This is a genomic window from Bacillus sp. NPDC060175 (assembly GCF_042728695.1).
GTDB lineage: Bacteria > Bacillota > Bacilli > Bacillales > Bacillaceae_G > Bacillus_A.
Genome location: NZ_JBHWYR010000027.1, coordinates 46,829 through 59,913, shown reverse-complemented (window position 1 = coordinate 59,913; position 13,085 = coordinate 46,829). Strand labels below are relative to the sequence as shown.

Below are 13,085 nucleotides of genomic sequence, written 5' to 3'. Positions count from 1 at the left end.
CTTTATAAAGAGGGAATTACATTTAGTGATACGGCGAACGTAATTAAAATGGAATCTTCACAAACTTTGAAGATAAATATTCCAGAAGAATTTGAACTATATGGAAATACAGGAACTTTACATATTGATGATGTGGATCGTACAAGTGACTTTCTTCAAAGCGAAGCAGGAGAAATTACAATACCTCCTCGTAATGAAGGGGATATAAAGATTAATCTGCATGTGAAGTTAAAAAATCCAAACATCAATATAGATGTTTTCTCTCCTGTAATGTGGGACTGGAAATTGAGTGGGAATCATAAAAAAGAAACTAGTTCTGAAAAAGAAGAACCTAATAAAGAAGATAAAGGAACACAAACTGAAAACAGCAAGGTGGAAAATGTGGTTCATAAATCACAGTATGGCATAATGCCGTTAGTACACAATGCTAAAAAACCTATTATCAAAAAAATGGAAAATACAACAGGGAATAACGGAGGAAGCCAAGAAGGTGGATCTGGAATAGGTAACGGAGGAAACCCAAACCCTGGAACAGGTAATGGAGGAAACCCAAACCCTGGAACAGGTAATGGAGGAAACCCAGACCCTGGAACAGGTAATGGAGGAAACCCAGACCCTGGAACAGGTAATGGAGGAAACCCAGACCCTGGAACAGGTAATGGAGGAAACCCAAACCCTGGAACAGGTAATGGAGGAAACCCAAACCCTGGAACAGGTAATGAAGGAAATCCAGATCCTGGAACAGGTAATGGAGGAAATCCAGACCCTGGAACAGGTAATGGAGGAAATCCAGATCCTGGGACAGGTAATGGAGGAAATCCAGATCCTGGGACAGGTAATGGAGGAAACCCAGACCCTGGAACAGGTAACGGAGGAAACCAAAATCAAGGTGGTAACTCAACGACTATTGAAAGTACGACGAATCAAGTTGTACATCAAAAAACAGAAAAATTAACAAATAATACATCTAATGTATTAATTCAAGAAGCAGTAGATACAGTTGAAAGTTATCAAAGTTTAATTAGTCTATACGAAATGTATTATGGGATTGATTTAAGAACGAAAGATGTAGGTCCTAAGCTAGAAGAGGGAAGTTTAGATGCAATTGCAACTGAACAATCTTTGTACTACGCATTAAATAAACAAAGCTTAATTGATTTAATTTCAAACCTTGTTTCATCTAGTATTACGACAGAAGTTAAGCAAGATATGACAGGTTTAAAACAAAAAATAGACTCTTATCAACAATTCATTACTAGTGCGGATCAAAATTCAATGCTACTAGCGGAGAAATTAAATGTAACGACGCAGCAAGCAACTAGTATGAATGAAAATTTAGGAGAATATTTAAAAGGTTTAGCGAAATGGCGTGAAAGTAGCTTAAAGCTAGTTGAAGAACAGCAAGTGCTAACGACAAATAATACTGGTGAGCAAACAGCTGTTTTATCGTTAGATTCTGGTATTAAATCATTAATGATGCAAAGTCAGTCATTGGTCGAGAGTTCGAAGCATAGTTTAACAACATCAGACGATGTATATAAAACATTTGATCAAATTAATGGACAAGCAAAAGAAATTCAAGACAGCGGAACGACAATTGTTTCAAAGGCTGATTCATTATTGAATGACTTTACAAAGAAAATGGAAGATGATAAATCATTCTCCAAAAACTTTACTAAAATTTTGGCTAATAGCCGAATTGGTGATCGCCAAAATGAAATGTTATACCAATTTTTATCTAGTCCAGTTCAGAAACAAAATGATGGAGTAATTGTAGCTGGTAATGCTTTTACACCATATTTAATCGTATTAACTTGTTTTATTGTTGCATTATTTACAGCATACGCAATTGCGAATCAAGAAAAGAAACGAACGCAATCAGATCATTTTGAAGAGAAATTCTCATTAATTGATATGAATGTACCAACTACAGTAGTGGCATTCGGTATATCAATTGTGGAAGGAATTAGTATAGGTATCATTTCTGGACGTCTTTTACAGTTCGGTCAAGATCAAAGTTTACTATGGATTGCGTTTATCACAATCATTATGATGGCGTTTGTATTGGTCTCAACATACTTATTACGACAAATAAAAATGGTAGGGATGTTTATACTATTAGTATTTTTAAGTATGTACCTATTTTTAACTGAAGCAGTTGGAAGTAAAGTAGATCAAATGTCGTCTGTTGGAAAGGTACGTCAATTCTCACCGCTTCAGTATATAGAAAGTTTTCTAAATGATTTTATTAGCGGTAAAGATACTGGAAAAGTTATTTTCATCGTGTTGTTTGTAATTGCCATTATCGGATTAGTTAGTAATCTATTTGTATGGCATAAGAAATGGGAGGAAAAAGAAGTAAATGATCAAACAATGGAGCATAGTGGCTAAGTTATCATTTCTCTCTATCCTTTTACTGTTTGTCGCGCTACCGATAAGGAGCGCGGCTGACAGTTATCTTGGTGATGATGGGAAGATTAAGTTTAAAGTGGATCGACTTGAAGAAAGCGACCAAGAAAAAAATAAAAAGGAACATAAGGAAACGGAATTAGATAAAGCATCGATTGAGTTATTTAATAAAGAAGTAGAAGAAGAAATTCAGAAAAAGAAAAAGAAAGAACAAAAAGATATGGAAGCTTTACGAGATTCTCTTTTTATAAAACAAAAAGAAATAAATAGTGTTAAAGATACGAAAAATAGTTTGTTTAGCAGTGAATACGTTGTGAGAAAAAGTGCAGATGAAGTAGCGAGTAATGAAACAATGAATGAAAAGCCAATTAGTACAACAATAATAATATTATTTGGCGGTGGCATTGTACTTATTTGCATCGGTATTTATACAGTTCTTCGCAAAAGTTGGAGGTAAAGTAATGGCAATACAAACACATATTAATGTAACGGTAGATTTTAGTAAATGGAATGAAAATACATATGATTTGCGTATTCCGAATCATCAATCTATTAAATATTTATTGAGAAATTTATTAGATACGCTAAAGATTGATAATCATGAAGGTTCACATTTTGTAATTAAAGTGAAAAATAAGTCAATTGTTTTAACGGATAATGATCGTTTAATTGATCACCAAATAACAGATGGAGATATTTTACAAGTTTTATAAAGAATATTTTTTACTTTTAGTTATTTGAAAATAAGTTATTACGGGTTATAAAGAAAAGGAGAAGAGGATAAAAATGACGGAAAAAACAATTCAAATTGATGCAATGAACTATCAATTTCAAATAGAAAAAGAAAATTGGAAATTGGAGATGACCAAATCTCAAACACGTATAAAAGACTTCCGTCAATTCGATATAATTACGGGCGCATCATCTGAGTTTGTACCATTAACGATAGAAGAAACGGATGATATGTTTACTTTTATATTTCAAGTGGATAAAAAATTATATAAGTGGGACGATCTTGTAAGTCTTAGAAGGAATGAAAAATTAAGACTGCTTAGGAATGTTGCGCAATTTAGTAAATACTTAAATAAACGAATAACGTTTTTTTTACATCCTGAAAACATAGTTTTTAATGCTAATTTAATACCAAGTATTATACATAGAGGAATTAGAGATATTGTTCCACCAACCCCGTTGTTAGAAGAGCAATTTTTAACACAATATAAGTGTCTAATTATTGCTTTATTCTCCCAAAAGCACAATTTTGATGATTTGTATGCTGGGTTACTAAAAGATGCAAAAGAAACAACATTTGAACAAACCGTTGCTCAAATGGAAAGTTTAGATGCATTACTGCAGTTTTTGGATGACAGCTTTGAGAAGGAACAAACAAAAACAGAAAAAAATATGCAGTTAGTACATAAAAAGAGCTACAAATCATTTAAATATTTAGCTTTTTCCTTCATAGCGGCGACAGTTGTTTTAGTTGCTCCTTTAATATATTTCACTTTTATAAAATTTCCTTATCAAAATAAATTATTAGAAGCAAATGCGAGTTTCATAGCAACTGATTATGACAAAGTAATTACTCAATTAAGTGAAGAGGAATTTGAATCATTACCGATTGCATCTAAATATGAGTTAGCATTTGCATACATTACAGCTGAAAAACTAGGTGAAGATCAAAAAAAATCGATTATGAAAAATATTAGTTTGAAAAGTGATGAAAAGTATTTGCTGTATTGGATGTATAACGGAAAAGGTGATTTTGATAAATCATTAGATTTAGCTAAGACACTTGATGATCCGCAGCTTATTATGTACGGCCTTGTTAAACAAATTGAATCGCTGAAAAATAATCCGGACTTGTCAGGAGAAGAGCGTGATCAAAAGTTAAAAACATATGAGCAACAATTAGATGAGTATAAAAAGAAATATGGCAATTCATCAAGCGATAAAGACTTGTCGGACACAGAGAAAAAAGGGTAAGCAAGCACTTGATGAGACAGTTGAAAAGGAGCAGTGAACACGGATGGAGCAACTATTAGTATTGACTTATGGAGACAAAATATATAAGTGCACATTACATCCAAATGAGCAATCAATAGTGTCGATTGGAAAAGAGTGGACAAATGATATTACGAATCCAAGTTTAGAAAAAGAAATAGAGTTAAACTGGAATAATGAAGTAAACGCTTGGATGATAGAAAATCAATTAATAGAATTCAACAAAGAATTTGAAATTGGAAAAAATCAAGGCGTGAGCTTAAAAGTCTTTATATCTATTATTGGCACAACTAAAGTGTTTGATATAGGAACGAAACATTCTTTTACAATCAGTCAAAATAGTTATGATGATATTTCTATTAACGGGAGTAGTGTAGATGTAATGCTATCTCGTGAAACGTTGTACGATTCTTTTAAAGTGAACGTATATGACGGGGATGTATTTCATAATTATACGAAACTAAATGGTAGCGTTATGTTAGAAGCTGGGGATCAATTATATTTTGATGGTGTTTTGATGGAGATTGGCAGTGAAGATATTCAAGTATTGTCTTCAGAAGGAAACGTGAAATCTACATTACCTATTTTAGTAGAATCAGAAACATTTTATCAAAGTGGTTATCCAGACTATCATCGTTCACCACGTATTATTTACCGTGAACCAGAAGAGAAAATGACAATTGCAAAACCTTCAAGTATGCCGTCAAAACCGACTGAGCATTTGGCGAGAATCATTGCACCTTCTCTTGTCATGATTGTCGTAACAGTATTACTTGCTATTTTTATGAAATATGGAATGTTTATTATTGCATCGATTGCGATGACATTAGTAACGATCATTGTTTCCGTCACATCATATATAAAAAATTTAAAGCAATATAAAATCGACATTGTTGAACGTGATAAAAGTTATAGAGAGTATATAAAACAAAAAACGAAAGATTTACATGCAGAAAGTGAAAAGCAGCGTCATGCATTACATTATCACAATCCAAATGTTGAAGTAATACGTAATATGGCTGTTCAAGTAAATCCTCGTATTTATGAAAAAACAATGCAACATCATGATTTCTTAACATTTAGTGTTGGGACAGGACAAGCTAATACGAGTTTTGAAATTCAATTTAATGAAGAAGAATTTAGTCAAACGAAAGATGAATTAATTGATATAGCGCGTGAACTAAGACAGCGTTATCTTTCATTGGAAGATGTACCAGTTGTTACAGATTTAATGAATGGACCAGTTGGCTATATTGGACAACGCTCTTTAGTGTTAGAACAATTACAATTATTGGTTGTACAAGCGGCTTTATTCCATAGTTATTATGACTTGCAGTTTATTACTATTTTTCCTGAAGAAGAAAAAGAGAAATGGGATTGGATGCGCTGGTTACCTCATGGAAGTGTTCGCGATATAAATGTACGTGGATTTGTATACCATGATCGTAGCCGAGATCAGGTGTTAAATAGTTTATATCAAATTTTAAAAGAGAGAAAACAAAAAGTAGATGAAAAAAGTTCTACAAATGAAAAACTGTATTTCGCACCACACTATATCGTACTCATTACAGATGAAAAACTAATTTTAGATCATGTTGTTATGGAATTTTTCAATGATGATCCGATTCAATTAGGTGTATCACTTGTATTTGTACAAGATGTTATGCAAAGTTTACCAGAGCATGTGAAAACGGTAATAGATATAAGAGATGCAAAACAAGGGAACATCATCTTAGAACAAGGAGAGCTTGTTAACCGTCAATTTAAATTGAATCATGTACCGAAAGGGTTTAATTTAGAAGATGTTTCACGAGCATTAGCACCGTTGAATCATTTGCAAAACTTAAAAAATAGTATTCCAGAAAGCGTAACATTCCTAGAAATGTACGGTGTTGAAAAAATAAAAGAGTTAAACATTACAAGTCGCTGGCAGAAAAATGCAGCGCATAAATCTTTAGCTGTACCGCTCGGATTACGTGGGAAAGAAGATATCGTAAACTTAAACTTACACGAAAAAGCTCACGGGCCACACGGATTAATAGCAGGTACAACAGGTTCAGGTAAATCGGAAATTATACAATCGTATATTTTATCTCTAGCAGTCAATTTCCACCCTTACGAAGTTGCATTTCTACTTATTGACTATAAAGGCGGCGGTATGGCGAATTTATTTAAAAACTTACCGCATTTATTAGGAACAATTACAAACTTAGATGGAGCGCAAAGTATGAGAGCGCTCGCATCAATTAAAGCTGAATTACAAAAAAGACAACGATTATTTGGGGAAAATGATGTAAACCATATTAATCAGTATCAAAAACTGTATAAAGAAGGATTAGTAAGCGAACCGATGCCGCATCTATTTTTAATTAGTGATGAATTCGCGGAACTGAAGTCAGAACAACCAGAATTTATGAAAGAGTTAGTTTCAACAGCACGTATCGGTCGTTCACTCGGAATCCATTTAATATTAGCTACACAAAAACCGAGTGGTGTTGTAGATGATCAAATTTGGAGTAACTCGAAATTCAAACTAGCACTAAAAGTTCAAAATACGTCAGATAGTAATGAAATTTTAAAAACACCAGATGCTGCTGAAATTACATTGCCAGGACGTGCCTATTTACAAGTTGGGAATAATGAAATTTACGAACTATTCCAATCGGCATGGAGCGGGGCGGATTATGTAGAAAACAAAGAGGATAAAGAACATTTAGACGCAACGATATATGCAATAAACGATCTAGGACAATATGAAATATTAAGTGAAGACTTAAGTGGACTTGGTAGCAGTAAAGAAGTAATAAGCGTACCATCTGAACTTGATGCTGTTATTGACTACATTCACGATTACGCAGAAGTAAATGAAATTGAGGCGTTAGCAAGACCGTGGTTACCACCACTTCCAGAAAGCGTATATTTACAAGACTTACACGCTATTCAGTTCAAAGAAGCATGGACGAAAGAAAAGAAACCATTAAAAGCAACAGTTGGCCTACTAGATCAGCCAGAATTACAATCACAAACACCATTAACATTAGATATTAGTAAAGACGGACACGTAGCAGTCTTCTCAAGTCCAGGTTACGGAAAATCAACATTCTTACAATCAGTCATTATGGATGTAGCTCGTCAGCATAGTCCGGAGCATTTGCATGTGTATTTATTAGACTTCGGAACGAACGGTTTAATGCCATTAAAATCTTTACCGCATGTGGCAGACATCATTACACTAGACCAAGTTGAAAAATGCGAGAAATTTCTTCGCCGCATAGAAGACCTATTAAAAGATAGAAAGCAATTGCTAAGTAAATATGGTGTTGCGAGTCTTGAAATGTATGAGAGAGCTAGTAAAGAAGTATTACCAACAGTATTAATTACTTTAGATAACTATGATTCTGTTAGAGAAGCTGGATTTGTCGAAGACTTTGAACGCATTGTTGCACAAATTGTACGTGAAGGGGCAGCGGTAGGAATTCATTTAATGCTTACGGCTACACGTCAAAATGCATTGAGAGTACAAGTAAATACAAATATTAAACTACAAATTGCTCTTTATATGATAGATGAGGCGGAATCTAGAGCTGTAGTAGGAAGAACTGACTTGAAAATTGAGGAATTAGCTGGTCGTGGCTTAGTGAAGCTAGAAGAACCAACAATCTTCCAAACTGGTTTACCGGCAGAAGGAGAAGATGTACTTACTCGAATTGAAAATATACAGGCTGAAGGAAAAGAGATGGATTCCTTCTGGGATGGAGAAAGACCAAAAGGAATTCCTATGGTACCTGAAGTTCTGGAATACAAAGAATTTATTGCATGGCCAGAAACGAGAAAAATTATTGAAGCAGGCAAACTAACAATTGGTGTAGAAACGGAAAGTGTTACGCCTCTTGAATTAGATTTAACTGAAGCGGCTAATATTGTTGTAGGTGGCATTAAGAAAGATGAAGTTGAAAATGTAGTTCACCAATTCCTTCAACAATTGGCTGAAAGTGGTCATTTTGACCTAGGCTTAATTGATACAAGAACACGTAATTTCTCAAACTTCAGAGAGAATGCTGCTTTATATGTAGCTGAAAAAAAAGGGATTGAGCAAACAATTAAACAAGTTACAAATGCTTATAAGTCGAGAGAAGCAGCGTTTAAAGAGGAGCAGGAAGCTTCAAGTGAAACAGTTAATCCAGCTGAATTTATTAAGAAATTTAAGCCGATTGTAATCGTAATTGCAGATGTAAATGATATTTTAAGTAATTTAGAAGATAGCGATATATATAGTCTGGCGGAATTAATAACAAATGGTGCATTTATGGGCATACACTTTGTAATTGGCTGTGATGTGGATTCAATCGACAGTCGATACGATTTAGTTTCAAAAACAATAAAAGCGCAATCTCATGTTATTTTACTTAGAAAATCATCGGGCCAAATGGTCTTTGATGTATCTAATAAAGATTTAAGTAGTACAAAATTAAATCCATTTGAAGGGTATTTTGTTGAAAATCGTTTTGCTACTAGAATTAAAGTGCCAACTATTTAAGGGGGGATTTGCATGGGGATAGAGGAATTAAATAGTCAAAAATCTGGTTTGTTAAGTAGTATAAGTCATCAACAAGGGCAATTGGCTGAATTACAAATGAAACTACGAAGGCTAACAACTGCTAAAGGGAAATTTGTAAATAATCTTGAATCAATTAAACAAAATCAAGAGCAGTTTAAGTCTTTAGAAATAAACGAGAGTAGTTGGAAAGGGCAAAGAGCAACTACTTTTAAAGAAACATATGAACAACAAGTCATTTCGAATTTAGGGAAGTTTATCGGAGAACTAGGGAGAGTTCAAGAAGACATCGATCAAGCCATACGGCGGCTTGAAAGAGAAATCGCTACATGTGAGTCTAGTATTCTTTCTTTAAGTAGAAGTGTTTCAATGGTTGACGTTAGTATTCAAGTAGAAGTACAGAAGGCGGGGAAATGATAAATGGGGGAAATTAAATTAAATAAAGGGGTATTTGATGCGAAAGTAAGTGATTTGAAAAGTGGTGCTAGTGATTTAGGTAAGACTAAATTTAATGGTATGCAGTTACATCGTACGAATTTAAGTAAACTGAAAAAATATTGTGAAGCGATTGAAAAGTTATCGAAAAAAGTGCAGCAATATGAACAAATACTACAAAAAGATATTAGTAGAATTCAGCAAACAGGACAAGAAATGGTTCAGCAAGATGAAAAGCTTGGAAAAGATTTGAAAGACAGTTCAGCTCACCGTGCTATGTAAAGGGATAGGAGGGAGAAAATATGAGCAAAATCATAGAGTTACAAGAAGTAAAAGAACTTCAAGATCGCTTTAATTCAAATGCTGAAGAGTTAAATCAACATTTGGAAACATTGCAGCAAAAAATAGAGGATTTTAAACAAATTAACTCTTTTCAAGGGAAAGCTGCTGATACTATTAAGAATCATTTATCTACAGTTCATGGAGCTGTTATCACTGGATTTACAGTTACAACGGAAATGTTAAAAAGTCAATTTCAAAAAGCAATAGAGGAGTTTAACAGTGAGGTTGACAGTGATGCAGATGCAAAAATTCATGGAAGTTATTTGGATGATGTAAAGAAAAAAGTTAATGGATATAGTGAGGGATTCAGCCACTCTAATGAAGAGGCAAAAAAAACAGTAGGTACGATTAGTGACATCGTCGCAATTCAATATCCATCATCATCAAGCATCACTGAAGGCGCTGTAAAAAGCCAAAAAGAAATCAGTGATACATTAGAAAAATTAGAGACTTATAATAGTAAGCAAAGTGACCTGCAAGAGTTTGATGAATTAATGCGTAAAATAGATGAGGGAATGAAACAAATAAAAGTGAATAAAGGGAATTTCTCTAGTTCTTCAATAGAGAAGCTTTTAGCTGACACATCAATTGGAAATATCATTAAGGGAACGACTGATGCTATGACTAAATTTGATATTGGGAATAAGGGAGCTAAGGCTGCTTTAAATGCCTACATACGCTGGCATCATGTTACAAAGAAATTGGGTTTTGAAGTCCTTTTTGATCCTAAAGGCCGCAAAGGTAGAGGGGCATTTAAATTATCAACTCCTAAGAAAGAAGATATGGTTTTAGCAGAAAGAATACTTATAATGGATAATAAAGATGATGTTTTAGCCAAGTATATTAAGGATAAATTTGAATTTAAATTCGAAGATTTGAAAACAACAAAGGAACAAATAAAAAAGGCACGCAGAAATATTTATAAATTACCAGAGTTTCAAAATTACGCGGATTTTCAGATGGACTGGGAGAACAAAGGATTGCCTACCGTGATTGGGAAAAAAGGACTGAGTTCATTTAAAGCTGCTTGGGCAGACGGCTTAAAGGATCTAAATCCTATGAAATGGAAGGAAGCGTTTCGAGGTCTTGGTAAGACAGGGAAATTATTGAAAGGAGCAGGTATTTTTGGGGCGGTTGTGTCAGTTGGAAGTAATATTGTAGATGCTAAGGAAGGTGTAGATGATAGAAAAGGTGGTTGGCAGTTAAAAGATGTAGTGGATATAGCAACAGATTCAGCTGTAGATATTGGAGCAAATGCTGGAGCGATGGCCGCTGGTGCTGTAGCAGGATCGTTTTTCCTTCCGCCGCTTGGTACTGTTGTTGGGGCTGGTGTTGCAGTTGGTGCTACATGGCTACTGAATTACAAATTGAATGGGAAAGACAATGCCATTGATTATGCTAAAAAAGGAGTTAAAAATGTAACTAAAAAGATAGAAGAAAAATTTAAAATAGGAGAGAAACTTAAATCTGTATTTTGGTAATTAGACTACACGAGAGGTGCATATAGGTGATGTGGAATATAAAAGAAGAAGATTTAGACAAATTTAGAATGACATGTAAATATCGTTTAAGCCCTGAAGGTGCTGCGGGTTTTATGTTTGGAGGAATACTTTATAGTTCAATAGCCGTTTTTTCTATTATTGTATCAGGTGATTGGGATTACTGTATGGTTCTCCTTAATATAGGAATTGTTAAGCTGGAAGTGTTGTTATATGCTCTGCAAGTAATTTTTTTCATTCTATATTTATTTCCAAAAGCTCAATTTAAATTTCAAAAGCTACAAACACTTGTCGTATTATTAAATGCATTTCAAATGGCAATAATATTACTCGTAGTTTTGATTGGCACTAAAATGGCTAATAATTCAATTGACCAGATTACATTACTGTATGCAGGATTGTTATTTTTAGGAGCAGTTGTTGTTCATATTGTGACAACGATTGATACGTTTAAACAGGCAAGTGAAGGTGCGTTTAGTATGGATGAAAGATCCGCGTCCTTTTTTAGTAAAACAAAAGGAACTATGATGAAAGTTGCTTCAATATACGCATTAATCCTTCTTATTTTGATTTATTTTCATAATGATTATGCGTTTGATACTTTTATTGGATATGTAATAGGTACTGTTTTAATGTATACGATAGCCATCGGTGCAGCTGAATTTCAGCTATTAGCGTATTGCAGATTTAAATTCCCTTCATTTAACATATCGTGGGAGCAACATAAAAGAGAGTCTCCAAGATATCAAAAGAAAAATAAAAAAGGTAAATCAAAACGTAAGGCGTAAAGGAAATGAGTATAGTAGGTTTAAATGTTCGCCATTTACCATAATGTGGAAGTGATATGAAGGAGAGCGTAAGTGACATTTGAAGAAGCATAAAAAATATAGCCAAGAGAAAGTATAGTAAAAGGAGTAGGTATTATGAAAATTCAATATAAAGCATTATCACTTTTAAATTTAATTAGTATTACTCAAATTGTAAAAAAAGAAGATTGGTTATTACCTGCTATCGCACTGAGAAATCAAGTTGTTCATAATGGAATATATGCAGTAGGCCCCGTTCTTTTTAAATATCAGCCATTGGAAAATGAACCAGAGTACGGTGAATATACGTATTCTGTTCCAGTAAATGAACGTGTAAAATTAGGAGAGAATTCTGCATATGAATACGTTGATGGATTAATTATTGAAGAGGCATTAAGTGTTCGATTTACTGATGAAGATGGTGATATTGAGGAGGCTTATAATTTAATACATGAGTTTGCAGAACAGCATCATATTAAATTAGATAACGGTTTTTATCACGTATGTTTAGACGTATACGGTGACATGTGGCTAGATATTTATGCTCCTATTATAGAAGTAGGTGAAACAATAAAATGATAATTGAAGGACAAAGTATTGCATATACAAATGTTGTTTCGAAAGAATACTATTTTCATTACGAAGATATGGAAGAAGCAATTGAACATTTTATGTCAGAAATTGCAACAGCGAATTTAACAGTAAAAGGTCCGATGTTTTATGCTTTGAAAAATATACCATCTGATGAAAATATGTACGTTGAATTATTCATGCCAGTAAATGAAGATAAAATTCCAGCATCAGAAACACTTCAATTTAGGAGCTATTATTATGTTGATGAGATGCTCATGAAACGATATACGGGAGATTATGAAAAATTAACAGAGCAGGTATATGGTGAAATGCTTCAGTATATGGAGGATAATAATCTGAATTTAGCCTCGCCAATTTATCATGTGTTTAGCGGTGATGAGTCTTTACAGTATGTTGAAGTGAAGATTGCTGTATTTAATGAAGAATAATATTTTAAGCTTG

Annotated in this window: 10 protein-coding genes and 1 pseudogene; all 11 read left to right on the top strand. The window is 33.7% G+C overall.

Annotated features, from left to right (window positions below; genetic code table 11):
* Positions 1–2,391: pseudogene (locus tag ACFWDE_RS15315) on the top strand (type VII secretion protein EsaA); the annotation flags it as partial.
* Positions 2,363–2,866, top strand: a complete 504-nt coding sequence (gene essA / locus ACFWDE_RS15310; protein WP_215558367.1) for a type VII secretion protein EssA — start codon at positions 2,363–2,365, stop codon at positions 2,864–2,866. The pseudogene ACFWDE_RS15315 and the gene essA, both read left to right, overlap by 29 nt.
* A 4-nt stretch (positions 2,867–2,870) precedes the next feature.
* Positions 2,871–3,122 (top strand): EsaB/YukD family protein, encoded by a 252-nt coding sequence (locus ACFWDE_RS15305; RefSeq protein ID WP_377893188.1) that lies wholly within the window; start codon positions 2,871–2,873, stop codon positions 3,120–3,122.
* A gap of 73 nt (positions 3,123–3,195) precedes the next feature.
* Complete coding sequence (gene essB / locus ACFWDE_RS15300; protein ID WP_377893186.1) at positions 3,196–4,395, top strand: type VII secretion protein EssB; 1,200 nt, start codon at positions 3,196–3,198, stop codon at positions 4,393–4,395.
* A 43-nt stretch (positions 4,396–4,438) separates the two neighbouring features.
* Positions 4,439–8,950 (top strand): type VII secretion protein EssC, encoded by a 4,512-nt coding sequence (gene essC, locus ACFWDE_RS15295; RefSeq protein ID WP_377893184.1) that lies wholly within the window; start codon positions 4,439–4,441, stop codon positions 8,948–8,950.
* Positions 8,951–8,962: 12 nt separating this feature from the next.
* Positions 8,963–9,385: a YwqH-like family protein gene (locus tag ACFWDE_RS15290; protein WP_377893183.1), complete on the top strand. Its 423-nt coding sequence runs from the start codon at positions 8,963–8,965 to the stop codon at positions 9,383–9,385.
* Positions 9,386–9,388: 3 nt separating this feature from the next.
* The gene (locus tag ACFWDE_RS15285) at positions 9,389–9,685 is read left to right on the top strand and encodes a TIGR04197 family type VII secretion effector (RefSeq protein WP_000503886.1); all 297 of its coding nucleotides are present in this window, start codon (positions 9,389–9,391) and stop codon (positions 9,683–9,685) included.
* Positions 9,686–9,705: 20 nt separating this feature from the next.
* The gene (locus tag ACFWDE_RS15280) at positions 9,706–11,226 is read left to right on the top strand and encodes a T7SS effector LXG polymorphic toxin (protein WP_377893181.1); all 1,521 of its coding nucleotides are present in this window, start codon (positions 9,706–9,708) and stop codon (positions 11,224–11,226) included.
* A 29-nt stretch (positions 11,227–11,255) separates the two neighbouring features.
* Positions 11,256–12,032 (top strand): hypothetical protein, encoded by a 777-nt coding sequence (locus tag ACFWDE_RS15275; RefSeq protein WP_377893200.1) that lies wholly within the window; start codon positions 11,256–11,258, stop codon positions 12,030–12,032.
* A gap of 135 nt (positions 12,033–12,167) precedes the next feature.
* Positions 12,168–12,629, top strand: coding sequence for a DUF5085 family protein (locus ACFWDE_RS15270; RefSeq protein ID WP_000701784.1), 462 nt, complete (start codon positions 12,168–12,170; stop codon positions 12,627–12,629).
* The gene (locus ACFWDE_RS15265; protein ID WP_132131928.1) at positions 12,626–13,072 is read left to right on the top strand and encodes a DUF5085 family protein; all 447 of its coding nucleotides are present in this window, start codon (positions 12,626–12,628) and stop codon (positions 13,070–13,072) included. The genes ACFWDE_RS15270 and ACFWDE_RS15265 overlap by 4 nt, the downstream gene beginning before the upstream one ends.
* The last annotated feature ends 13 nt before the right edge of the window (positions 13,073–13,085 follow it).

Coding starts and splice junctions, on each gene's coding strand:
- ACFWDE_RS15285 (WP_000503886.1), top strand. CDS start 9,389: ATGGGGGAAATTAAATTAAATAAAGGGGTATTTGATGCGAAAGTAAGT.
- essC (WP_377893184.1), top strand. CDS start 4,439: ATGGAGCAACTATTAGTATTGACTTATGGAGACAAAATATATAAGTGC.
- essA (WP_215558367.1), top strand. CDS start 2,363: ATGATCAAACAATGGAGCATAGTGGCTAAGTTATCATTTCTCTCTATC.
- ACFWDE_RS15270 (WP_000701784.1), top strand. CDS start 12,168: ATGAAAATTCAATATAAAGCATTATCACTTTTAAATTTAATTAGTATT.
- ACFWDE_RS15280 (WP_377893181.1), top strand. CDS start 9,706: ATGAGCAAAATCATAGAGTTACAAGAAGTAAAAGAACTTCAAGATCGC.
- ACFWDE_RS15265 (WP_132131928.1), top strand. CDS start 12,626: ATGATAATTGAAGGACAAAGTATTGCATATACAAATGTTGTTTCGAAA.
- essB (WP_377893186.1), top strand. CDS start 3,196: ATGACGGAAAAAACAATTCAAATTGATGCAATGAACTATCAATTTCAA.
- ACFWDE_RS15305 (WP_377893188.1), top strand. CDS start 2,871: ATGGCAATACAAACACATATTAATGTAACGGTAGATTTTAGTAAATGG.
- ACFWDE_RS15290 (WP_377893183.1), top strand. CDS start 8,963: ATGGGGATAGAGGAATTAAATAGTCAAAAATCTGGTTTGTTAAGTAGT.
- ACFWDE_RS15275 (WP_377893200.1), top strand. CDS start 11,256: ATGTGGAATATAAAAGAAGAAGATTTAGACAAATTTAGAATGACATGT.